Annotated in this window: 19 protein-coding genes; 11 read left to right on the forward strand and 8 right to left on the reverse strand. The window is 67.3% G+C overall.

Going from position 1 to position 22,123, the window contains the following annotated elements; translation table 11 throughout:
- Nucleotides 1-221 precede the first annotated feature (221 nt).
- Nucleotides 222-1,934: a dihydroxy-acid dehydratase gene (gene ilvD / locus QO259_RS15400; RefSeq protein WP_285950614.1), complete on the reverse strand. Its 1,713-nt coding sequence runs from the start codon at nucleotides 1,932-1,934 to the stop codon at nucleotides 222-224.
- A 200-nt stretch (nucleotides 1,935-2,134) separates the two neighbouring features.
- Here ilvD and QO259_RS15405 point away from each other — a divergent pair, with 200 nt between their 5' ends.
- The 7 genes from QO259_RS15405 (at nucleotide 2,135) to QO259_RS15435 (ending at nucleotide 9,292) form a co-directional block, all read left to right on the forward strand.
- Entirely contained in the window at nucleotides 2,135-3,034 is a 900-nt protein-coding gene (locus QO259_RS15405; protein ID WP_035477125.1) for a LysR family transcriptional regulator, read from the forward strand.
- A gap of 228 nt (nucleotides 3,035-3,262) precedes the next feature.
- Complete coding sequence (locus QO259_RS15410; protein ID WP_285950615.1) at nucleotides 3,263-4,057, forward strand: putative hydro-lyase; 795 nt, start codon at nucleotides 3,263-3,265, stop codon at nucleotides 4,055-4,057.
- A gap of 76 nt (nucleotides 4,058-4,133) precedes the next feature.
- Nucleotides 4,134-5,180: a TRAP transporter substrate-binding protein gene (locus QO259_RS15415; RefSeq protein ID WP_285950616.1), complete on the forward strand. Its 1,047-nt coding sequence runs from the start codon at nucleotides 4,134-4,136 to the stop codon at nucleotides 5,178-5,180.
- Between the two features lie 72 nt (nucleotides 5,181-5,252).
- Nucleotides 5,253-5,891, forward strand: a complete 639-nt coding sequence (locus tag QO259_RS15420) for a TRAP transporter small permease subunit (RefSeq protein ID WP_285950617.1) — start codon at nucleotides 5,253-5,255, stop codon at nucleotides 5,889-5,891.
- Nucleotides 5,891-7,171, forward strand: a complete 1,281-nt coding sequence (locus QO259_RS15425; protein WP_285950618.1) for a TRAP transporter large permease — start codon at nucleotides 5,891-5,893, stop codon at nucleotides 7,169-7,171. The genes QO259_RS15420 and QO259_RS15425 overlap by 1 nt, the downstream gene beginning before the upstream one ends.
- Before the next feature lie 64 nt (nucleotides 7,172-7,235).
- On the forward strand, nucleotides 7,236-7,919 hold the full coding sequence (locus tag QO259_RS15430; RefSeq protein WP_285950619.1) for a DUF2848 domain-containing protein: 684 nt from the start codon (nucleotides 7,236-7,238) through the stop codon (nucleotides 7,917-7,919).
- Nucleotides 7,916-9,292: an amidase gene (locus QO259_RS15435; protein ID WP_285950620.1), complete on the forward strand. Its 1,377-nt coding sequence runs from the start codon at nucleotides 7,916-7,918 to the stop codon at nucleotides 9,290-9,292. Before QO259_RS15430 ends, QO259_RS15435 begins: the two co-directional genes overlap by 4 nt.
- A 74-nt stretch (nucleotides 9,293-9,366) precedes the next feature.
- Here QO259_RS15435 and QO259_RS15440 read toward each other — a convergent pair whose 3' ends face one another.
- Nucleotides 9,367-10,677: an MFS transporter gene (locus QO259_RS15440; protein ID WP_285950621.1), complete on the reverse strand. Its 1,311-nt coding sequence runs from the start codon at nucleotides 10,675-10,677 to the stop codon at nucleotides 9,367-9,369.
- 134 nt (nucleotides 10,678-10,811) lie between these two features.
- The gene (locus tag QO259_RS15445) at nucleotides 10,812-11,339 is read right to left on the reverse strand and encodes a TetR/AcrR family transcriptional regulator (RefSeq protein WP_285950622.1); all 528 of its coding nucleotides are present in this window, start codon (nucleotides 11,337-11,339) and stop codon (nucleotides 10,812-10,814) included.
- 243 nt (nucleotides 11,340-11,582) lie between these two features.
- Here QO259_RS15445 and QO259_RS15450 point away from each other — a divergent pair, with 243 nt between their 5' ends.
- The 3 genes from QO259_RS15450 (at nucleotide 11,583) to QO259_RS15460 (ending at nucleotide 14,390) form a co-directional block, all read left to right on the forward strand.
- Nucleotides 11,583-12,704, forward strand: coding sequence for an MFS transporter (locus QO259_RS15450; RefSeq protein ID WP_285950623.1), 1,122 nt, complete (start codon nucleotides 11,583-11,585; stop codon nucleotides 12,702-12,704).
- 190 nt (nucleotides 12,705-12,894) lie between these two features.
- Complete coding sequence (locus QO259_RS15455) at nucleotides 12,895-13,359, forward strand: nodulation efficiency, NfeD-like protein (RefSeq protein WP_285950624.1); 465 nt, start codon at nucleotides 12,895-12,897, stop codon at nucleotides 13,357-13,359.
- Complete coding sequence (locus QO259_RS15460; RefSeq protein WP_207033477.1) at nucleotides 13,356-14,390, forward strand: SPFH domain-containing protein; 1,035 nt, start codon at nucleotides 13,356-13,358, stop codon at nucleotides 14,388-14,390. Before QO259_RS15455 ends, QO259_RS15460 begins: the two co-directional genes overlap by 4 nt.
- 48 nt (nucleotides 14,391-14,438) lie before the next feature.
- On the opposite strand, the gene astB is transcribed toward QO259_RS15460, so the two are convergent.
- The 5 genes from astB to QO259_RS15485 all read right to left on the reverse strand — a co-directional run bounded on the left by astB (nucleotide 14,439) and on the right by QO259_RS15485 (nucleotide 20,725).
- On the reverse strand, nucleotides 14,439-15,803 hold the full coding sequence (gene astB / locus QO259_RS15465; protein ID WP_285950625.1) for an N-succinylarginine dihydrolase: 1,365 nt from the start codon (nucleotides 15,801-15,803) through the stop codon (nucleotides 14,439-14,441).
- Nucleotides 15,800-17,269 (reverse strand): succinylglutamate-semialdehyde dehydrogenase, encoded by a 1,470-nt coding sequence (gene astD, locus QO259_RS15470; protein ID WP_285950626.1) that lies wholly within the window; start codon nucleotides 17,267-17,269, stop codon nucleotides 15,800-15,802. The genes astB and astD overlap by 4 nt, the downstream gene beginning before the upstream one ends.
- Before the next feature lie 90 nt (nucleotides 17,270-17,359).
- Nucleotides 17,360-18,379, reverse strand: a complete 1,020-nt coding sequence (gene astA, locus QO259_RS15475; protein ID WP_285950627.1) for an arginine N-succinyltransferase — start codon at nucleotides 18,377-18,379, stop codon at nucleotides 17,360-17,362.
- Nucleotides 18,379-19,497, reverse strand: coding sequence for an arginine N-succinyltransferase (locus QO259_RS15480; protein WP_106419317.1), 1,119 nt, complete (start codon nucleotides 19,495-19,497; stop codon nucleotides 18,379-18,381). Before QO259_RS15480 ends, astA begins: the two co-directional genes overlap by 1 nt.
- Before the next feature lie 10 nt (nucleotides 19,498-19,507).
- Nucleotides 19,508-20,725: an aspartate aminotransferase family protein gene (locus QO259_RS15485; RefSeq protein ID WP_207033488.1), complete on the reverse strand. Its 1,218-nt coding sequence runs from the start codon at nucleotides 20,723-20,725 to the stop codon at nucleotides 19,508-19,510.
- 523 nt (nucleotides 20,726-21,248) lie between these two features.
- Here QO259_RS15485 and QO259_RS15490 point away from each other — a divergent pair.
- Nucleotides 21,249-22,043: an SDR family NAD(P)-dependent oxidoreductase gene (locus tag QO259_RS15490; protein ID WP_207033490.1), complete on the forward strand. Its 795-nt coding sequence runs from the start codon at nucleotides 21,249-21,251 to the stop codon at nucleotides 22,041-22,043.
- Nucleotides 22,044-22,123: the final 80 nt, after the last annotated feature.

Raw genomic sequence — 22,123 nt, forward strand, 5'->3', positions numbered from 1 at the left:
AACGCGGTCATGGTGATGAATCAGCCGCCAAGGATACCCAAGCCGCGCCGCGGAAACTGGCGTACACACGTGAAAATTCCGCGCCTCCAACATGAGCCGGGCTCATGCCGGAGACGCGAACCACTGAGTCGCGCTAGCGGCCGCCTCGGTCGTCCAGCCTTGCAGTCATCGGGCGCTCGATCGTCGAGCGCTCAGTCATCCAGGGCTCAGTCATCCGAGGCTCAGTCATCCAGGACTTCGGGCAGATCGGTCACCGCGCCGCGTGAAGCCGAGCTGACGGTCTTGGCGTACTTGGCCAGGGCGCCGCGGGCATAGCGCGGCGTCGGCCGCCGCCACGCCTCGCGCCGACGCTCGAGCTCGGCGTCGTCGACGTGCAGGGTCATGACGTCGTTCTCGGCGTCGATGGTGATCTCGTCGCCATCCTCGACCAGGCCGATCGGCCCGCCGACGAAGGCTTCCGGGGTGATATGGCCGACCACGAAGCCATGGCTGCCGCCGGAGAAGCGCCCGTCGGTGATCAGCGCCACCTGATCGCCCAGGCCACGGCCCATGATCGCCGAGGTGGGGGTGAGCATCTCGCGCATGCCCGGCCCGCCCTTGGGCCCTTCGTAGCGGATGACGACGACGTCGCCGGCGACCACCGTCAAATCGTTGATGCGCGCCTGCGCCTCCTCCTCGGAATTGAACACCCGCGCGCGGCCGGTGAAGCGGGTGCCCTCCTTGCCACTGATCTTGGCCACCGCCCCTTCCGGGGCGAGGTTGCCGTAGAGAATGCGCAGGTGGCTGGACGCCTTCACCGGCGCGTCCAGCGGCTTGATGATTTGCTGATCGAGCGGATAGGGCGCGACCTCGGCTAGGTTCTCCGCCAGCGTCCTGCCGGTGACGGTGACGCAGTCGCCGTGCAGCAGGCCGGCATCGAGCAGGGTCTTCATCAGCGGCTGGATACCACCGATCGCCACCAGCTCGCTCATCATGTAGTGGCCGCTGGGGCGCAGGTCGGCCAGCACCGGCACGCGCTTGCCGATCGCGGTGAAGTCGTCCAGCGTCAGCTCGACCCCGATGGTGTTGGCGATCGCCAGCAGGTGCAGCACCGCGTTGGTGGAGCCGCCGAGGGCGATGACCACGGTGATGGCGTTCTCGAACGCCTGGCGGGTCATGATGTCAGACGGTTTCAGATCCAGCGCCAGCAGGTTGAGCACCGCCTCACCGGCGGCGTGGCTGTCGTCGCGCTTGGTCTGCGATACCGCCTCCTGGGCCGAGGAGTTGGGCAGGCTCATGCCCAGCGCCTCGATCGCCGAAGCCATGGTATTGGCGGTGTACATGCCGCCGCAGGAGCCCGGCCCGGGGATCGCCGTCTCCTCGATCTGCTTGACCTCGATCAGCGACTTGTTGCCCTGGGAGTAAGCGCCCATCGCCTCGAACACCGAGACGATATCGGTGTGCCCGGCGCCGGGCTGGATGGTGCCCCCGTAGACGAAGATGCCCGGACGATCGAGGCGTGCCAGACCGATCATGCAGCCCGGCATGTTCTTGTCGCAGCCACCGATCGCGACCACCCCGTCGAAGCCCTCGCAGCCGGCCACCGCCTCGATGGAGTCGGCGATGATCTCGCGCGAGACCATCGAGTACTTCATGCCCTCGGTACCGTTGGCGATGCCGTCACTGATGGTGATGGTGTTGAACACCACGCCCTTGCCACCGGCGGCATCGGCGCCGTCACTGGCGGCGTCGGCGAGCACGTCGATATGGCTGTTGCACGGCGTGACCCGGCTCCAGGTCGAGGCGACCCCGATCTGCGGCTTCTTGAAGTCTTCGTCGTTGAAACCGACGGCGCGCAGCATGGCGCGGCTGGCGGCCTTGCCGGGGCCATCGACCACCTTGGCCGAATGGCGCCGCCGCGGGTCGTTCTCGTGGGTGGCATCGTGCTCGCTCATCGGGCGCTCCTCTCTGGTGATGCTGAGTCTTGTGGTCCTGGCGTGTGATTGGCGTGCGGTCGCGGCATCGTGTTCCACGGACGCGTCTGGCTGGCGTCCGTGACCGATGGAACCGGCGGAGATCGCTTGGCGGCCCCCTGTCCGTGCCATACTGGCGCGGCGCTCTCGCTCCATCCTCTCTCACTTCGCGGCGGCTCGTCATGTTCGACTTCAAGGAAATCGAAGCCTTCGTCTGGATCGTGCGCCTCGGCTCGTTCCGATTGGCGGCCCAGCACCTGCATCTGACCCAGCCCTCGATCTCCGATCGGGTCGCGCGGCTGGAGGAGATCGTCGGTGGTGCGCTGCTGGATCGCGCCCAGCGTCCGATCCAGCCGACCCTCAAGGGGCGGCAGTTCTATCGCCACGCCGAGCTGCTGCTGGAGACGCGTCAGGAGGCGATGGCGATGCTCGAGGCCAGCAACCCGTTCCAGGGGGTGCTGCGTCTCGGCGTGGTGGAAACGATCGCCCATAGCTGGCTGCCGGCGTTCATTGCCGAGCTCGCCAACCGCTTTCCCGACATGACGCTGCAGCTCGAGGTGGATGGCACGCCGGGGCTCGCCAGCCGACTGCTCAATCGCCAGGTCGACATGGCCTTCACGCTGGGGCCGGTGGACGCCAAGGACATTCTCAGCCGGCCGCTGTGCCACTATGCCACGGGCCTGATCGCCACGCCGCAGCTGGGCTTCTCGGCCCAGACCTTCACCCTGGAAGCGCTGGCGCGAACCGGAACACCGTTGATCACCTTCGCCAGTGACAGCCGCCCCTATCGCGCGCTGCAGTCACTCCTCCATCAGGAGCGCCTCGAGCGGATCAAGCTGCACTGTTCGGGCTCGGTCTGGACCATCGTGCGCCTGGCGCTGGATGGCATCGGCGTCGGCGCCATTCCGCCGCGCATCGTCGAGCAGGAGATCGCCCGCGGCGAACTCATCACGCTGCCCTGTGATCTGCCCCGGCTCGACTTCGCTGCCTCCTGGCCGCAGCACATCGACAAGGCGCTGGCCGATGGCGTCATCGACCTGGCGATCGAGCTCGGCCAACGGGATCAGCGCGAGCACGCCTGACATCGGACGAGGCGTTACCGAGGGGTTCATGGCGTAAGGCGTTGGCGATGTGCCTGACATCGAAAGGTTTGTCGAAAGCGCTGAGATTGAAAGGTTTTGCCGATGAAAGGGAATCATAAAAATCGATTGGATTGATGCGCCGTGAACCCATAGCGTTGGATTGCATAAAGGTGGCGTTCGGCCCTGGCGGTCGTGGCGGCCACGACAATGACAATCAGGATCGACGACATGACTTCTCTCGACGCCACCGTCTCCCCGGCCGAGGCACGCACCGCCATCCGTCGCGGCGACTGGCCCACTACCACCACCGGTATCGCCAACGGCTATGCCCAGGCCAATCTGGTCATTCTGCCCGAGCACTACGCCGCCGATTTCCTGCGCTTCTGCCTGGCCAATCGCGCCGCCTGTCCGGTACTCGACGTCAGCCAACCGGGTAGCATTCATCCGCAGGTATTGGGTGACGCGATCGATCTGCGCACCGACGTGCCACGCTACCGCGTCTACGAAGAGGGCGAACTGGTCGACGAACCGGCCGATCTCGTCTCCCGCTGGCGCGACGACCTGGTCACCTTCTCGCTCGGCTGCTCGTTCTCGTTCGAGGAGTCGCTGATCGCCGAGGGCGTACCGGTTCGCCACATGGCCGCCCGCACCATCGTACCGATGTACCGAACCAACCTTCCGCTGATCCCCGCCGGCCCGTTCCACGGCAGCTACGTCGTGTCGATGCGCGCCATGTCGCCCGCCGATGCCATCCGCGCCATCCAGATCACCACCGACATGCCCAGCGTTCACGGCGCGCCCCTGCACCTGGCGCGACCGGAGCTGATCGGCATCGACGATATCCACCGGCCGGACTTCGGCGACGCCCCGGTGATGGAAGCCGGTGACATTCCCGTGTTCTGGGCCTGCGGGGTGACGCCACAGATCGCCCTGATGAATGCGAAGCTGCCCTTCGCCATGGCCCACGCGCCGGGCCACATGCTGATCACCGACATTCCCAACCATCGTTTGAAGTACCGCTGACGAGATCGCGCAACGAGCGCGGCCTTCAGGCGATGACCCACCCTCGTACAACAAACTCAATACGCGAGAGAGTCCCATGAAAAAGATGCTGCTCGGCCTCACCATGACCGCCCTGGCCGCCGGTCTCACCCAGTCGGCAAGTGCGGAAACCAGCCTCAACGTCGTCGGTACCTGGAGCGCGGTCTCGCTCCACAAGAACTTCGAGAAGCCGTTCTGGACCGAGACGCTGCCCAAGGCGAGCGACGGCCAGATTCAGGTCCAGATGACGACCTTCGATCAGATGGGTATCTCCGGTGGCGATGTCTTCAGCTATCTGAAGAACGGCCTGTTCAATGTCGGCATGACCTTCTCCGACTACGTCGGCGGCGAGGCGCCGGCACTCGAAGGGCTCGACCTGCCGATGATGACCACCGACCCCGCGAAGGCCCGCGAGGTCAGCGAGGCGTTCATGCCAATCGCCGAACGGGCGATGCAGTCTCACTACCAGGCGCACGTGCTGGCGATCGCGCCCAACACGCCGCAGGTGGTGTTCTGCAACACGCCGATCCAGAGCCTCGGCGACCTGCAGGGCAAGAAGGTCCGCGCCAGCGGTCGCACCACGGCGGAGTTCCTCTCCGCGCTCGGCGCCCAGAGCACGGTCATGGCGTTCAACGAGGTGCCGGGGGCGCTGGAGCGCGGGGTGATCGACTGCGCCGTCACCGGCTCGCTCTCCGGCTACAACTCCGGCTGGCAGGATGTGGCGGACTATCTGCTGCCCCTGCCGGTGGGCGGCTGGGATACCGTCATCACCGCCATCAGCGATGCCACCTGGCAGTCGCTGGATGACGCCACCCGTCAGCTGATCGAGCGAGAGATCGCCACCGGCTTCATCGACCCGGTGTGGAACAATCTGCCCAAGGACGAACAGCAGGGCATCGCCTGCCTGACCGGCAACGGCGAGTGCGAACACGGCAAGCCGGGCGACATGACCCTGGTCGCGGTGACCGATGCCGACCGCGAGCGCGCCCATCAGGCGCTGGTCAGTGCGGTCCTGCCGAGCTGGGCCGCGCGGGTCGATGACGAGACGGTCTCGCTGTGGAACGCGAACGTCGCACCGCTCGTCGCGCTCCCCATCGTCAAGTAAGCGCTTCGCAGGGCCGGACACACCGGTGCCCGGCCCTGGGCACCCGTTCTGAATCACCGGCAGGTATTCGACATGCTCGCTCTCGTCTCTCTGGTCGACGCCCTCGTGGGCGCCGTCCGCCTCGTCTCGCGCTGGGCCGCTCGGCTCATCGGCCTGCTGCTGCTGGCCGTCGTGGTCATGGTCATCCTGGAAGTGGTCAGCCGCAAGCTGCTGGGTCGCTCCTTCGAAGGCGTCCAGGAGTACGCCGGTTATGTCCTCGCCGTTCTCTCGGCCTGGGGGCTCTCGCACACGCTGGTCGAACGTGCCCATATCCGTATCGATGTCGGCTACTCGAAGCTGCCGAGCGCCGCTCGGGCAGCGCTCGATCTGCTCTCGATACTCGCCGTCAATCTGGTCGGCTGGATGATCGTCATCCACGCCTGGCCGGTGTTCTCGGGGTCACTCTCCAACCACACCACCGCCAATACGCCGCTGTCGACGCCGCTGTGGATACCGCAGCTGGTCTGGGTCGTGGGCTACACCTGGTTTGCCGTGTCGGCGGCGGTGCTGGCGATTCGCGCCCTGCTGGCCGCGGTCGGCGGCGATCGTGACACGCTCGGCACGCTGATCGGCATGGGCCACGATGCCGACCAGCTCGAGGCCGAGTCACTCGAAACCGCCCCACCCGAGGCCCGCGCGCGCGACAACACCGCAACAGGAGGGAAATCCTGATGCTCGCCTTTCTCTCCATCGGAATTCTGGCACTGCTGCTGACCGGTATTCCGGTCGCCATCGTGCTGTTCCTGCTCGCCTTCGGCGTCGATCAGTTCTTCTCGTTCTTCCCGCTGATGCGGGCACTCGGCCAGAACCTGTGGTCGGCGGCGGACTCCTTTCTGCTCATCGCGATTCCGCTGTTCGTGCTGATGGGCGAAATCATCGTGCGCGCGGGGATCGCCGAGCGCGCCTATCGCGCCATGGATCACTGGCTCTCCTGGCTGCCCGGCGGCCTGCTGCATGCCAACGTGATGACCTCGATGCTGTTCTCCGCCACCTCGGGGTCCTCCGTGGCCACCGCGGCGACGATCTCCACCGTGGCGCTGCCCCAGGGCGACAAGCTCGGCTATCACCCGCGGCTCTTCTGCGGCAGCATCGCCGCCGGCGGCACGCTGGGTATCCTGATTCCGCCGTCGATCAACCTGATCGTCTATGGCTTCCTCACCGAGACCTCGATCCCCGAGCTGTTCGTGGCCGGGCTGCTGCCGGGGCTGTTGCTGACCGGCCTGTTCATGCTGACGGCGATCCTGTTCTGCACCTTCAAGCCCTCGCTGGGCGGGCCACGCAGTCACTCGAGCTGGTCGGAGCGTTTGCGTCACCTGAAGTTCCTGCTGCCGCTGCTGGTCCTGTTCATCGCCATCGTCGGCTCGATCTACACCGGCTGGGCGACACCCACCGAAGCCGCCGCCATCGGCGTGGTGGTGGCGCTGATACTCGCCGCATTCAACCGACGCCTGGACTGGCGCATGCTGACCGCCGCGCTCGACAACACCGTGCGCACCACCTCGATGATCCTGTTCATCATGCTGGCGGCGTCGTTTCTCAACTTCGCGCTCGCCTCGGCCGGCCTCTCCCAACAGCTGACGCAGCTGCTGACGCAACTGGACCTGTCTCCGATGGCGCTGCTGCTCTGCGTGCTGGCACTGCTGGTGGTGCTCGGTTTCTTCATCGAGACACTCTCGATGATGGTGATCACGCTGCCGATCATCGCCCCCCTGCTGTTTGCCGCGGGCTTCGACAAGGTGTGGTTCGGCGTGGTGATGATCCTGTTCGTCGAGATGGCGCTGATCACCCCGCCGGTGGGTCTCAACCTCTACATCGTGCAGGCAGCCCGGCGCGGCAAGCCGTTCTCCGATGTGATCATCGGCACCCTGCCGTTCATCGCCGCCATGGTGGTGATGGCCGTGCTGCTGATCCTGTTCCCCGGCATCGCCCTGTGGCTGCCGAACTCGCTCTGATCCGCCGCGTCGTCGAGGCACCGCGTTATCGATGACTCGTCCAAAAACAACTCAGGAACCGCTCATGCTGACTTTCGATACCCCTGAAGGCACGCTCAACGTCACGCCACGGCGGCTGGCGATCGCCGGCTGGGCAGGCCGCGATCAGGCGGGTGTGCGACATCATATCGACGAGCTGGCCGCCATTGGCGTCAAGCCGCCCTCCAGCGTGCCGCTTTTTTATCGGGCCAGTGCGCAACTGCTGACCCAGGCGGAGCACGTCGAGATGCTCGGCGGTGACGGCTCCGGCGAGGCAGAGGTCTGTCTGGTCAGCGACAGTGATGGCCGGCTGTGGGTGACGCTCGCCTCAGACCACACCGACCGTAAACTCGAAGCGGTCGGTGTCGCCGAGTCCAAGCAGCTCTGCGCCAAGCCGGTGTCCCGCCAGGCCTGGCCGCTGGCGGCCGTACGCGCGCATTGGGATGCGCTGGAACTGGCCAGCGAGATCGAAGAGAACGGTCAGGTCGTCAGCTATCAGCAGGGCACGCTGGCCGAGCTGCTGGACGTCGAGACGCTGCTGGCCAAGCTACCCGCCACACTCAAGCAGGGCGAATCGCTGGCCCCCGACACGCTGCTATTGTGCGGCACGGTGCCGGCCATCGGCGGTATCCGGCCCAGCCCGCGCTTCTCGATGACGCTCACCGACCCCGTGCTGAACCGCCGCCTGAGCCACCGCTACGCCGTCATCGAGCTCGAGGTCGCGCAATGAGCGCATTCAAGCCCCCACAAGGTGGCGCACAAACGTTCTGGGCGCGCCCTCCCGGCCAACGTCGGCTACGCGACTGGCAGGCCGCCATCGACGGCGGCGACTTCACCCCCGCCCAGGCGCTGCAAGCACTGATCGAGCGGGCCCGGGCACGCGCCGAAGTCACCGCCACGGCCTATCTCGAATTCGATGCTGACAAGCTGGCGGACCGGTTGGCGCGGGTTGACCCCACTCAACCCCTGACGGGCTTGCCAATCAGCATCAAGGATCTGTTCGACGTCCAGGGCGAGGTGACCCGAGCCGCCTCCCGCGTGCTGGGGGGCAACCCGCCCGCCAGCCGCGATGCGCCGGCGGTCCAGCGGCTGCGCCGTGCCGGGGCGCTGCTGACCGGGCGTACCAACATGAGCGAGTTCGCATTCTCGGGGCTCGGTCTCAATCGACACTACGGCACGCCGCCCAATCCGTTCGATGGCGAACGCATCACCGGCGGTTCGACCTCGGGTGGCGCGGCCTCGGTCGCCTTCGGTCTCGCCGCCGCCACGCTGGGCAGCGATACCGGCGGTTCGCTCAGAATTCCTGCGGCGTTCTGCGGCCTGACCGGCTTCAAGCCGAGCCAGGCCAGCGTGCCCGGTGAAGGGGCCTATCCGCTGGCACCGAGCCTCGACTGCGTGGGCCCGATCGCGCCCAGCGTGGCGTGCTGCGCCAGCCTCTGGTCGATTCTGGCCGAGCGGCCGCTGCCGGCGCTGGACACGACGCCGCGACCGCTGCGGTTGGCGGTGGCCGCAGGCGGCCTGCTGAGCGAACTGGACGACGCCGTTGATGACGGTTTCGAGGCCGCGCTCGCGGTACTCAAGGCACAGGGGTGCCATATCGAGCGAGTGTCGTTCACCGCCATCGACGCGGCACTGGCCATCAATCAACAGGGTGGCCTGGTGGTGCCGGAAGCGGCCGCGCTGCACCGCGAGCAGCTCACCCGCGCCGAGGCCGACTACGACCCCTCGATCGCCGAACGCCTGAAGGGCGGCCGGGACATCAGCGCCGCCGATTACCTGCAGCGCCTGTGGCCAAGAGCGGGCTGGCAGCAACGCTTCGCGCAGGAGATGGCCGGCTTCGATGCGGTGCTGCTGCCCACCGTCGCCACGCTGCCCCCGCGACGGGCCGCGCTCGAGAACGACGCCGCCGCCTTCCAGCGCGCCAACCGGCTGGCGCTGCGCAATACCAGCGTCTTCAACTATCTCGACGCGGCCTCGATCTCGCTGCCCTACCTCGCCACCGGCGCCGAGCTCCCCATCGGCCTGATGCTATCGCGCCCCCAGGGCGACGATGCCGTGCTGTTGCAGCATGCCTGCGTGGTGGAAGCGATGCTGCAAGCCTGATTCCCCGGCAGTCGGTTGCTCCAGCGCGCGCTCGTCGGTGAAGGCCCCCGGGCCATGCCGGAGTCCCTGATCGCTCAGCGCCGATCGGTGCCGGAGCCGAGCCGGGCGTTCAGTTTTCGGCCAATCTTGTCGATCAACCCCAGCGGCGGCATCGCCGGCATATAGAACGACGGGGCCGGCGGGCGCGGTGACGCCGGCGCGCCTTTCAATGCCTCTGGCGGGCGAGTGTCGGCACGCTTATGCCCGTCCGGGCGGTATCCTGCCAGCATCGTCGCCAGCGCGATCAGCGCAAAGGCGATGAAGCAGAAGGCGTATCCCTGGCCGCCGATCAGATAGCCGGCCAGCGGTGAGCCGACGATCTGGCCCACGGCAATCATCAGAAACGGCAGCCCAAGACCGATGGCGGGCCGATCCGCGTAGAGCCGGATGCCCCATACGAGATAGACGCCGGTAAGCATGATGTAGGCGCCACCGAAGAGCGCGGCCGAGACGAGCAGCGCCGGCAGGCTGGAGGGCAGCACGGCGAGCAGGCAGAGCGAGAGCGCCAGCGCAGCGAGCGAGCCGCGATGGACGACATCGAGATCGAGACGCTTGACCAGATCACCCGCCAGCCCACCAGCCAGGCCGGCAACGCCGATCAGAATCCAGACGATATTGGCCGTCGCCTGGTCGAAGTGCCCCAACGTGACCACGGCCTCGCTCGAGAAGGTCCAGTAGGCGGCACTGGCCATGCCCATGCCGACGGCAGCCAGGATCAGCACCACCACGTGGGAGCGCCAGATACCGGCGCCGCGACCATTTTCCGGTGAATCCGATCGACGATCGCTGGCATCCGCTCGCGGCACGCTGACGAACAACAGCACGGCGTTGAGCAACGCGGTCACTGCGAAGGCGGCGTAGGCGATGCGCCACTGCCCCGTGGCGATAAACGCCACCGGGCCGGAGATGGCGACGCCGAGGCTGGTGCCGGCATTGATGACGGTATTGGCCCGGCCCTGGCGGTCGGTTGCGATCGAACTCGAGACGGCCTGGGCCATGGGTGGCGATGCCAGCCCGGTGCTGGCTCCCGCCAGCAGGATGGCGCCGGCCAGCCACAGCGCGCTGGTGCTGACGGAGATGAGCGCCATTCCCGTCGCGGCGACCAGGGCCGCGGCAACGGCCATGGCTCGAGCGCCGAGCCGCTCCACCAGTAGCGCGCTGAGCACGATGGCGAGACAGTAGCCCACGTAGGCACCGCTGCCGATGGCCCCCGCCATTGTCGAATCCAACCCGACATCCTCGCGCATGCTGGGCAGGAACAGGCCGTAGGCAAAGCGTGCCAGGCCGTAGCTCACACCAATCAGTAGCGTCCCTGCGACGATGAGTCGACGTTCCTGGTGGATCATGATGCCATTCTCCTTGGCTACCGAATCCGGCTCGAGCGATGAGCCCAGACGACAACCTCGATGTAAAATGATCGTTTTCCCTACGCTCGTGACACAGCCGCCGATATCGAGCCGGAGAGAGCAATTTCCTGCGGTCAGACTATAGCGGCCTCAACCAACCGCCGCGCCGCTCGGAGAGCCACGTCCACGGTCGCGCTACCCCGATAGGTCGCGGCGTGGGTCACACCTTCGACCAGCAGCAGAATGGATTCGGCCAGTTCGTCGTCACGACGCCCGGTCTCCGCTTCGACGATCTCTTCGATGCGCTGCCGCAGCCGCGCCTTGTGACGCGTCATGGCCTCGACGATTTCCGGCACGTCGCCGCCGGTCTCGGCCCAACTGCGCAGAAACAGACAGCCCCGCGCGCCCTCGTCGGCGAACCACGCGCTCAGCGCCCCGAACAGGTCATCCACGCTGACAGCGCTCGCCAGCGAGCGCATGAAGCGACGATCGCGCTCGTCGAGGACGATCGCCAGCAGGCGGTTCTTGCTGCCGACATGCTTGTAGAGCGTGCGGCTGGAGATGCCGGCGCCGTGGGTCAGCCGGTCCATCCCCGTGGCGGTGAAACCATGGCGATCGAAGAGCTGCTCGGCGGTGTCGATCAGTCGTGTGCGAATATCCATGACTTCAATGTAAAACGATCACTTTACTTATGCAAGGCTCGATTCACTGGATTGCGGCCATCTCCGCTGGGCCGCCTGCGCCGGGCACTTCGCGCAAGGTCGGATCCGCCCCTTGGAAGGAAAATGCTAAGATGCCGCCCCATTTACCGAAGGCCGCCAACCGTGTCCCGACCCGTTCCCCCTGCTGCTCGATCGCTCCCCGCCTGGCTATGGCTCGTGGCCTTCGGTGTGGCGGCGATCAACTTGCGCGCACCGATCGTGGTGATCGGGCCGGTGCTCGAACCGATCATGGGGACACTGGCCATCGGTGCCGGCACGGCGAGCCTGTTCACCACCGGAATGATTCTCTGCTTCGGCCTGCTGTCGCCGCTGGCGCCGGGGTTCGCCGATCGTGTCGGGCTCGATCGCGCCATCGCCTGCGCGATCACGCTGATCGCTGTCGGCGGCGTGATGCGCGGCGTCGAGAGCCTTACAATCATGCTGCTCGGCACGCTGTGCGCGGGGCTGGGTATCGCCTTCGGCAATGTGTTCATGCCGAGCCTGGTCAAACGCGATCGCGGTGATCGCCTGGGCCGTACCATGGGACTCTATACGGTGATGATGGGCGTGGGCGCGACGATCAGCGCCGGCAGCGCGGTCCCGCTGATGCGCGCCTCGGGCAGCTGGTCGACCCCGATCTGGCTGTGGGCCGGTTTCGGCGTGCTCTCGGCGCTGCTGTGGTGGCGTCTGGCGCTGCGCCTGCCCGCGGGCGACGGCGCTACGGCCAAGCGCCCGCCGATGTCGCGTCTGTTCCGCAGCCCGGTGGCGTGGACGCTGACGCTGTTCATGGGCGCTCAGTCGCTCGGCTTCTATACCCTGCAGACCTGGGTGCCGGCGGTGGCGATCCAGGCCGGCGTTCCCGAGGCCACCGCCGGGCTGATGCTGTCGATGATCAACCTCACCAGCATCCCCGCCAGCTATTTCATTGCCCGCCTCGCCTCGCGCCTGACCCACCACAGTCTGCTGGTGCTCGGCCTGTGTGCACTGATCGCCGCCGCCCTGCTGGGGCTGATGCTGGCCCCCACCGCGGCACCGATCGGCTGGGCGCTGCTGCTCGGCGCCGGCCAGGGCGGCTGCTTCAGTTTCGCGTTGACCATGATCGTGCTGCGCACGCGCCAGCCGCAGCACGCCGCCATGCTCTCCGGCATGTCGCAGAGTCTGGGCTATCTGCTGGCGGCCTGCGGCCCGCTGCTGTTCGGCGCCCTGCACGGCCTGAGCGGCGACTGGCAGCTCTCGCTTGGGTTCCTGCTGCTGCTGCTGGCCGGCCAGAGCGTGGCCGGGGTGCTGTTGGGGCGGCCGCGGATGGTCAGGCTCGGTGACGATTAGCGCCTGTCTGCAAAGTACTGCGCGCCAACGGCGGCTATGGTCGAAGTCTTACACGATGTGACGGCGATCGCTGATACTCAGCCGTCGTACCAACGGGCACACTACGCTTTGTCTGAAAAGTACCGCGCTGCGACTTTTCGGGCAGCGCCCCGGCGCCCCTCTCTCCTGTGATCAGATCGGTGGAGACACGATGGACTGGAACATGGCTTATGTCTGGCTGGTGGCAGCCCTGCTGCTGGGGCTGGCCGAACTGCTCTCCGGCGCACTGGTGCTGCTGGCGCTGGCGCTGGCGACCCTGGTCGCGGTGCTGCTGGCCGCGCTCGGCGCCTCGCTCACCTGGCAGCTCTTGGGGCTGGGTCTGGCCGCCGGGGTGATGCTGCCGCTGGTGATCAAGGTGATCCGCCCCCGCTTCTCGCCCCGCGGGGTGGCCTACGGCACCACCGGCACGGGTACCGAACGCGGCCAGCGCTACCGCACGCTGAAGCGCGATTTCGATGGCGCCAGCGGCATCGAGATCAACGGCGACTTCTATCGGCTGCGCGTCGCCGACAGCGACACGACCGAGCTGCCCGCCAACAGCGAGGTCATCTTCCAGCGTTTCGAGGGCACCCTGGCCATCGTCACGCTCCCCCACCATACGGAGTCATCATCATGAATTTCATCGGGCCCGGGCTGCTGATCAGCCTGATCATCGTCGCGCTGGGCGTGATCCTCATCATCAAGGGGCTGGTCATCGTGCGCCAGTCGGAGGTGATGGTGGTCGAGCGTCTCGGCTCCTTCAACCGGCTGCTGGAGAGCGGGATCAACGTGATCATCCCGTTCATCGAGCAGCCGCGGGCGATCAGCATGATCCGCTATCGCAAGCAGGGCGAGGAGTACTATCCAATCTCCACCGAGGAGGTGCGCATCGACCGCCGCGAGACGGTGATGGACTTCCCCGGCCAGCCGGTGGTGACCACCGACAACGTCACCGTCACCATCAACGGCGCGCTCTACTACCAGATCATCGACCCCAAGCGCGCGGTCTACGAGGTCGCCAACATGAGCCAGGCGGTCGAGGTGCTGGCCAAGACCACGCTGCGCTCGGTGGTGGGCAAGATGGAGCTGGACAAGCTGTTCGAGTCCCGCGCCGAGGTCAACAACGCCATCCAGGCGGACATGGAGACGCCGGCCTCCAAGTGGGGGGTCAAGATCACCCGCGTCGAGGTCCAGGACATCGCCATGCCCGAAGAAGTGGAGAGCGCCATGCGCCTGCAGATGGCCGCCGAGCGTAAACGCCGCGCCACGGTGACCGAAGCCGAGGGCGAGAAGTCCGCCGCCATCGCCATGGCCCAGGGCCAGCGTGAATCGGCGATTCTCAACGCCGAGGGCGACAAGCAGTCGGCGATCCTGCGCGCCCAGGGCGAGCAGGAGTCGATCAAGCTGGTGCTCAACGCCATCGGCGAGAGCGACGAGAACAAGCGCACCGTGGTGGGCTACCTGCTCGGCCAGAGCTACATCAAGGCGCTGCCGAACATGGCCAAGGCGGGCGAGCGGGTCTTCGTGCCCTACGAGTCCTCGGCCCTGCTGGGCTCGATGGGCATGTTCCGCGAGATGGCCGGCTCACCGGAAGATACGGTCGCCAAGCACCTGCGCGACAACGATCTGCAGCGCGGCATGGTCGGCGGCGCCGCCAGCCAGAGCTGAGCGTGGAATGGCCTGGGCAAGCGCCCGGGCCGCCTGAACCCGCCCATCTCAGCCGAGCTGGAACGGATAAACGTTGCCGATACCTAGCAGGCGGGTGAGTTCGTCCAGCGCTGCCAGGGTCTCCTCGGCGAGCTGCGGATCGGCCAGATCGTCGGGCGTCAGCCGGTCACGGTAGTGACGCTCGACCCACGCCACCAGCTCGGCGTGCAGGCTCTCATCAAGCAGCACGCGCCCGCCCAGGGCGCCGCGCTCCTGCGCCGAGAGTGCCACGCGCAGGCGCAGGCAGGCAGGCCCGCCGCCGTTACGCATGCTCTGCTTGACGTCCTTGACCAGGATCTCACCGATCGGGTTGTGCCCGGCCAGCAGCAGATCCTGGATCGCCCGCCACACCGTCTCGTTCTCCTGGCACTCGCCCGGCACCACCAGCGTCATGTCGCCGCCGGGGTTGGTGAGCAGCTGCGAGTTGAACAGATAGGTCGAGACCGCCTCCTCCAGGCTGATCGCCTCGCTGGGGACGCGCACCGGGATCAGCGGCGTGGCCATCCGGCTGCGCAGCGCCTCCAGGGTCTGCTCCTCGTCGAGGAACGCCATTTCGTGATAGAGCAGTACCGGACCGTTGCCCACCGCGATCACATCGTTGTGGAACACGCCGGCATCGATCGCCTCGGGGTGCTGCTGGGCGAACACCGTCTGCGCCTCAGCCAGGCCGTGCTGACGTGCCACCGCCTGGCTGGCCTCCAGCGTCTGGCGCGCGGGGTAACGCTGCGGGCCGCGCTCGCCGCCGAACGCCTGGCGCCCGTAGACGTAGAGATGCACGCCGGGCTCGCCATGGTCGCCGCAGAGCCGGGTGTGGTTGGCCGCGCCTTCGTCGGAGAACGCCGGGGTCGCCGGCAGCGCCGAATGATGGGCGAAGTGCGCCGGATCGCGGAAGATCGCCGCCAGCACGCGGGCGGTGGTCTCCGGCTCCAGATAGCGGTGAAAGCTCGACTGCAGGTTGGCCGGGGTGAAGTGCACGCGGCCATCCGCGGCGTCGATACTCGGCGTCACCGTGGCGGCATTGGCGGTCCACATGCTCGACGCCGAACACACCGCACGCAGCAGCTGCGGCGCCTCACGGGCGGCCCGGGTCAGCACCTCGGCATTACTGCCGGTAAAGCCCAGCGCCCGCAGCGCACCGAGATCGGGACGCTGCTGCGGCGGCAGCACGCCCTGGGCGTAGCCGGCCTCCATCAGCGACTTCATCTTGGCCAGCCCCTGCAGCGCCGCCTCGCGCGGATTGGAGGCAAGCCCGCCGTGGCGCATCGAGGCCACGTTGCCATGGGCCAGGCCGGCGTAGTTGTGGGTCGGCCCGACCAGACCGTCGAAATTGACCTCGCGCACATCGCTCATCGCGCCGCTCGTCACGTCGCTCATAACGTGACCCCGGGCGGCAGCTCGCCGGGCAGCGTCAGGGTGTCGGACTCCATCGAGGCGACGGGATAGGCGCAGTAGTCGGCGGCGTAGTAGGCGCTGGGGCGGTGGTTGCCGCTGTCGCCGATGCCGCCGAAGGGCGCGTCGCCGGAGGCGCCGGTGGTCTGGCGGTTCCAGTTGACGATGCCGGCACGGATGCGCAGCAGAAAGTCGTCCCACTCCGGCTGGTCGCCGCCGATCAGACCCGCGGAGAGGCCGTAGCGGGTGTCGTTGGCCAGCTCGATGGCATGATCCCAGTCACGATAGCGGTAGACCTTGAGCAGCGGGCCGAAGTGCTCCTCGTCGGGCACCTCGCAGCCGGAGACATCCACCAGCCCCGGCGAGACCAGGCTGGTGCCCGCCTCGAGCGAGGCCATGCGCACGATCACCCGGCCGCCGCGTGCTTCGAGATCGGCCTGGGCCGCGAGCAGCCCCTCGGCCGCCGCCGGGCTGACGAGCCCTGCGTAGAACGGCGCCGGCTCGCTGAATGGCGCCGCCACGCGCAGTTTCTGCATCGCCTCGGCCAGCCGCGCGATCAACTGGTCGCCGCTCTCGCCCTCGGGCACGATCAGGCGACGGGCACAGGTGCAGCGCTGCCCGCCGGAGAGAAACGCCGACTGCAGAATGGTCAGCACCACCGCGTCGGGGTCACGTACGTCGCGCACCACCAGCGGGTTGTTGCCGCCCAGTTCGAGCGCCAGGATCTTGCCGATCTGGCCGCCGAACTGGCGGTGCAGCAGGCCGCCGATCTTGGCGCTGCCGGTGAACAGCAGGCCGTCGATATCGCTGTGGCCAGCCAGCGCCTGGCCCACCTCGGCCGCCCCCTGGACGAGATTGATCACGCCGGCGGGCAGACCCGCCGCGACCCAGCACTGCAGGGTCAGATCGGCGGTCATCGGGGTCTGCTCGCTGGGCTTGAACACCACACAGTTGCCCGCCAGCAGTGCCGGCACCATATGCCCGTTGGGCAGATGGCCGGGGAAGTTGTAGGGGCCGAACACCGCCAGCACGCCGTGGGGGCGGTGGCGCAGCACCGCGCGAGTGCCGTTGGCGTCGCGGGCGCGCTCGCCGGTGCGCTCGTGGTAGGCGTTCAGCGAGATGGCGATCTTGCCGATCATCGCGCCGACCTCGGTGCGCGCCTCCCACAGCGGCTTGCCGGTCTCGCGGGCGATGCTCTCGGCCAGCGGCTCGCGGTTGGCCTCGAGCTGGTCGCGAAAGCGTTCGACCACCGCCTGGCGCTCGGCCAGCGGGCGCCGAGCCCAGCCGGCAAAGGCGCGCCGCGCAGCACTCACCGCCGCGCCGACCTGCTCCGCGGAGGCGGCATTGGCTTGCCATAGACGCGTGCCGGCGACCGGGTCGTGCTTGGTGAAGGCAGCCGCGGCACCCGCTTGCCACTGGCCGTCGATCAGCAGTTGTTGTGTGGCGTCCATGGTTCCCTCCGGTTGGATTCTGAAAAGTCGGCTCGGCCCGCTGCGGCGCGCCCGCCGGATGCGGCCAGCGCGCCGTCGCTCTGGTTCCGCTCAGGTCTGAAGCAGGCGCAGGGCGTCGCCGCTGGTCACGTCGAGGCGCTGCGCTTCCGCCTCGCTCAGGTGGACCACGCCATCGGCGTCGGGGCCACGGCCGATGAAGCTGCAGCGGAAGTCCGCCATGCCGGTGGTCGCCGCCAGCCAGCTGGGGCGCTCGGCGTAGTCGAGCTCGCCGCCACTGACCTCGACCAGCGCCCGCTGCGAGTGGCGAATGGCCCCGACGTCATCGATATAGGCCTCTACGGTGGGGCCGCCATCGAAGATGTCGATATAGCCTTCCCAGCGCAGCCCCTCTTTCTTGAGCATCTCCAGCGCCGGGCGGGTCTGCTCGTGGACCTGGCCGATGCACGCCCGCGCCGCCTCGGGCAGAAACGGCGTATAGATCGGGTACTTGGGCATCAGTTCGCCGATGAAGCTCTTCTGGCCCAGCCCGGTGAGCTGATCCGCCTGCTTGAACTCCATGGGGAAGAAGTGGCTGCCCAGACACTGCCAGAACGGGCTGATGCCATCGGCATCGATCACCCCGCGCATCTCGGCGAGCACCTTGGCCGGGAAGCCGTCGCGGAACTCCGCCATGAAAAGCCAGCGCGCCTTGGACAGCAGCGTGCCGTTGCGGTCGCGGCGATAGGCCGGACGCAAAAACAGCGAGGCGACCTCGGCATCGCCGGTGTGGTCGGAGCTCAGAAACAGCGTATCGATGGTGCGGTGCAGATCGAGCTGAACCGAGGAGTGGGCGAGTTTGCCCACCCGGTAGTGATAGAAGGGCGTCTCGCGCCCGACTTCCGCCTCGATGGCGCAGCAGCCGGCCAGCTCGCCGCTCTGCTCGTCTTCGAGCACGAAGAAGTAGAGCCGCTCGCACGCGGGTACACGGCCCTCGAAGGCCGCCACCGCCTTGTCGATCTTGGCGACGAGGAAGTCGTGGTCGTTGGGCAGCGAGGTGAAACCGACCCCGGTCTCCTGGGCCAGCGACTTGAGTTCGTCGATATCGTGATGGCTGATGGGTCTCAGACGCATTACAGGTCTCCCTCGTCCAATGCATCCTCGACGTCCGGCAGCGCCAGCGGCGCGACCAGGACCGCCCGCCCCTCTTCCACGCCGAGCAGCTCGGCCTGGGCCTCGGAGAGCAGCAACTGGCCGGTGGGCGTCAGCGCGTAGCGGGCTACGGTGCAGCGAAAATCGGCCAGACGCTGGTTGGCCACCATCGCCGGCTCGGCGTCCGGCAGCGAAGCCGCCGGGCGAATGCGTACCGGGTGCCAGCCGCAGTGGTTGAGCGTACGCAGACGGGCGCGCTCGCCGCGCAGGACCGGCCCGGCATCGAAGATATCCACATGACGCGAGCGCACGAAGCCCTCTGCCAGCATCTCGCCCAGCGCCGGCTCATGGGCCGGATGCTCACGCCCGATCGCCGAACGCGCCTGGGGCGTGAGCAGCGGCAGGTAGAGCGGGAACTGCGGCATCACCTCGGCGATGAAGCTCTTCGAGCGCACCCCGGCGAGCTGGTTGATCTCGTGGTAGCCGTGATTGAAGAAGTGGCGACCGACGCTGTCCCAGAACGGCGACGCCCCGCTCTCGTCGAGATAGCCGGGGAAGGCCACGCCCAGGGTATCGGCGAAGCGCTCCGGATACTGGGCGATGAACATCAGCCGCGCGCGCCGCAGCAGCGAGGCGGCGCTGGTACCGCGATAGCGCGCATCCAGCGACAGCGCACACAGTAGCGACACCTCGGACATCTCGTGGGAGAGCGACAGCGTCTGCACTTCATGACGCAGATTGAGCTGCTGCGAGGCGTGGATCAGCGTCTCCTGACGGTAGGTGTAGTAGACGTCCTGAGCCCCGGCCTGGGCGCGAATGGTCGCGGTCCCCACGATCTCGCCGATCTCGCGGTCCTCGAGCACGAAGGTGTAGCTCTCGTCGCCGGGGAAATCGACATTGTGGGAGAGCGCACGGCAGGAGCGCGCGATGCGCTCCTCGAGGCGGTCACGGTGGGCCGGCAGGTTGGTCAGCCGCGGCGTGGCGCTACTGGCCAGACGCTCGATGGCGCCGAGATCGGACGCCTGGGCCGGACGCACCAGCAGCTGGCCGGCCTCCCGCGCGGCCTCGCCGGCGCGGGTCGCGGGGTCGATGCCACGCATGCCGGTCGACTCACGCACTGGCTGAGACGAGCCGTTCGATGGCCAGTTCCAGGCGCGCCATGCCCTCCTGGATGTCCGCCTCGGGGATCACCAGCGACGGCGCCATGCGCAGCACGTTGGGACCGGCGACCAGTGCCATCAGCCCCTGTTCGAGCGCCAGCGGCAGGATATCCCGCGCCTTGCCCTCGTAGGCGTCGCTCATCTCCGCGCCGATCAGCAGCCCCATGCCGCGGATCTCCTTGAACACGCCGTACTTGCGGTTGATCACTTCGAGATGCTCGCGGAACAGCGCATGCCGACGCTCGACGCCTTCGAGCACCTCGGGGGTGTCGATGGTGGTCAGCGCCGCCAGGCCCACCGCGCAGGCCAACGCATTGCCGCCGTAGGTGGAGCCGTGGGTGCCCACCGCCAGCGACGGTGCGACGCGGTCGGTGGTGAGCATGGCGCCGATCGGGAAGCCGCCGCCCAGGGCCTTGGCCGAGGTCAGGATGTCCGGGGTCACGCCGTAGTGCATATAGGTGTAGAGCTTGCCGCTACGACCGACACCCGACTGCACTTCGTCTACCACCAAGAGCGCCTGGTGACGATCGCACAGCTCGCGCAGCCCCTGCAGGAACTCGGGGGTGGCCGGCGTCACGCCGCCCTCACCCTGGATCGGTTCGACCACCACCGCGCAGGTGTCGTCGTCGATCAGCTCGCGCACGCTGTCGAGATCGTTGAAGCGGGCGTGGTGAATGCCGCCGGGCACCGGCCCGAAGCCTTCGGAGTACTTGGGCTGCCCGCCGACGCTGACGGTGAACAGGGTGCGGCCGTGGAAGCCCTGCTTGAACGAGATGATCTTGTGCTTGCGCTCGCCGAAGTTGTCGAATGCCCAGCGCCGCGCCAGCTTGAAGGCTGCCTCATTGGCCTCGCCGCCGGAGGAGCAGAAGTAGACCTTGTCGGCGAAGGTGCGCGACACCAGCTCGCGCGCCAGATTCAGCGCCGGCTCGTTGGTGTAGACGTTGGAGAGGTGCCACAGCTTGTTGGCCTGGGTGGTCAGGGCATCAACCAGCTTGGGATGGCAGTGGCCCAGCGCGTTGACCGCAATGCCGCCGGCGAAGTCGATGTACTCCTTGCCCGCCTGATCCCACAGGCGGCTGCCCTCGCCGCGCACCGGAATCGCCTGCTGCGGCGAGTAGTTGGGCGTCATGTAGCGGTCGAATTCGTCTCTCGTCGGGCTTGCGGCCATCGTGGTCTCCTCACGGTTGGATGCGGTGTTGCTGGCGGCGGGCTGGCGTACACGCCGGGCCAGGACGAATCCGGGCGCACGGCGCCCGGCATTCGCAGGGTATGCAATCGAGTATAAGCAGGCGCCTGGCGCGGGGCTTTCAGCGTTGGGACGGCAAATTGCGAAAAGCGTCCTACGCTTGAAAGTCACGTGAAGCCGGTGCGGGGCGGTGATCGGCGGCGCCGGGCTACGCCCCTGCCAGCCTGCAGTCTACCTGCGCGGCGCCCTCGAGGACCATGTCGGCGCCAGACCCGGGCAGGGTCAGTGCCATGTCAGAGCGCCCGCGTCTCCCCGGCTTCGATTCCCGGACTCAGAGGGTGTTTACAAATTCGTCGAGCGAAGGCAAGACAAGGCAAAATCGGTCGAAAAAGCGGAGTTTACATGGGGTAAATGAGCATTTTGACCGGGCTCGCGTACGAGGCCGATTTTAACGCCGTATTGCCTAGCGTAGGCATTTTGTAAACACCCTCTCAAGGAGGTTTGCATGCAGATCGATCTCAGCACCAAGCACGCCATCGTCACCGGCTCCACCGCCGGCATCGGCCTGGCAATCGCCAAGGGGCTGGCTCAGGCCGGCGCCAGTGTCACCGTGACCGGACGCACCCAGGAACGCGTCGACCAGGCGATCGCCACGCTCACCCGCGAGGTGCCCGGCGCCAGCATCGACGGCGTGGCCGCCGATCTGGGCAGCGCCGAAGGCTGCCAGACGCTGATCGCGGCGCGCCCCGAGTGCGACATCCTGATCAACAACGTCGGTATCTTCGGCCCCAAGGACTTTTTCGAGATCGAGGACGCCGAGTGGCAGCAGTTCTTCGACGTCAACGTGATGAGCGCGGTGCGCCTGTCGCGTCACTATGCCCAGGGCATGAAGCAGCGCGACTGGGGCCGCATCCAGTTCCTCTCCAGCGAGTCGGCGCTCAATATTCCCGCCGAGATGGTCCACTACGGCATGACCAAGAGCGCGGTGCAGTCGATCTCGCGCGGGCTGGCCAAGGTGCTGGCAGGCACCCGGGTCACCGTCAACGCGGTGCTGCCGGGGCCGACCAAGTCGGAAGGCGTGGGCAAGATGATCGCCAAGATGGCCGCTGAACAGGGCGTGAGCGAGGCCGAGGCGGAAGCCAACTTCGTCAAGGACAACCGCCCCTCCTCGATCATCCAGCGGGTGGCCGAGGTCGAGGAGGTCGCCAACCTGAGCGTCTATCTGGCCTCGGAACAGGCCAGCGCCACCACCGGCGCGGCGATGCGGGTCGAAGGCGGTATCGTCGATACCATGGCCTGACCCTCGGCACCGGCTCTGGCTTGGCATCTGGGGCTGGGCACCTCGAACGACGCGTGCCAGCGGTATCACCGCTGGCACGC

The sequence above is a fragment of the Salinicola sp. JS01 genome, from assembly GCF_030284585.1.
Taxonomy (GTDB): domain Bacteria; phylum Pseudomonadota; class Gammaproteobacteria; order Pseudomonadales; family Halomonadaceae; genus Salinicola.

Bases quoted from the DNA above. Each gene is read 5' to 3' on its own strand.
- QO259_RS15405 (WP_035477125.1), top strand. From the start codon at position 2,135: ATGTTCGACTTCAAGGAAATCGAAGCCTTCGTCTGGATCGTGCGCCTC.
- QO259_RS15460 (WP_207033477.1), top strand. From the start codon at position 13,356: ATGAATTTCATCGGGCCCGGGCTGCTGATCAGCCTGATCATCGTCGCG.
- QO259_RS15485 (WP_207033488.1), bottom strand. From the start codon at position 20,725: ATGGCCGCAAGCCCGACGAGAGACGAATTCGACCGCTACATGACGCCC.
- ilvD (WP_285950614.1), bottom strand. From the start codon at position 1,934: ATGAGCGAGCACGATGCCACCCACGAGAACGACCCGCGGCGGCGCCAT.
- QO259_RS15430 (WP_285950619.1), top strand. From the start codon at position 7,236: ATGCTGACTTTCGATACCCCTGAAGGCACGCTCAACGTCACGCCACGG.
- QO259_RS15440 (WP_285950621.1), bottom strand. From the start codon at position 10,677: ATGATCCACCAGGAACGTCGACTCATCGTCGCAGGGACGCTACTGATT.
- astD (WP_285950626.1), bottom strand. From the start codon at position 17,269: ATGGACGCCACACAACAACTGCTGATCGACGGCCAGTGGCAAGCGGGT.
- QO259_RS15425 (WP_285950618.1), top strand. From the start codon at position 5,891: ATGCTCGCCTTTCTCTCCATCGGAATTCTGGCACTGCTGCTGACCGGT.
- QO259_RS15455 (WP_285950624.1), top strand. From the start codon at position 12,895: ATGGACTGGAACATGGCTTATGTCTGGCTGGTGGCAGCCCTGCTGCTG.
- QO259_RS15420 (WP_285950617.1), top strand. From the start codon at position 5,253: ATGCTCGCTCTCGTCTCTCTGGTCGACGCCCTCGTGGGCGCCGTCCGC.
- QO259_RS15415 (WP_285950616.1), top strand. From the start codon at position 4,134: ATGAAAAAGATGCTGCTCGGCCTCACCATGACCGCCCTGGCCGCCGGT.
- astA (WP_285950627.1), bottom strand. From the start codon at position 18,379: ATGCGTCTGAGACCCATCAGCCATCACGATATCGACGAACTCAAGTCG.
- QO259_RS15480 (WP_106419317.1), bottom strand. From the start codon at position 19,497: ATGCGTGGCATCGACCCCGCGACCCGCGCCGGCGAGGCCGCGCGGGAG.
- QO259_RS15490 (WP_207033490.1), top strand. From the start codon at position 21,249: ATGCAGATCGATCTCAGCACCAAGCACGCCATCGTCACCGGCTCCACC.
- astB (WP_285950625.1), bottom strand. From the start codon at position 15,803: ATGAGCGACGTGACGAGCGGCGCGATGAGCGATGTGCGCGAGGTCAAT.
- QO259_RS15410 (WP_285950615.1), top strand. From the start codon at position 3,263: ATGACTTCTCTCGACGCCACCGTCTCCCCGGCCGAGGCACGCACCGCC.
- QO259_RS15435 (WP_285950620.1), top strand. From the start codon at position 7,916: ATGAGCGCATTCAAGCCCCCACAAGGTGGCGCACAAACGTTCTGGGCG.
- QO259_RS15445 (WP_285950622.1), bottom strand. From the start codon at position 11,339: ATGGATATTCGCACACGACTGATCGACACCGCCGAGCAGCTCTTCGAT.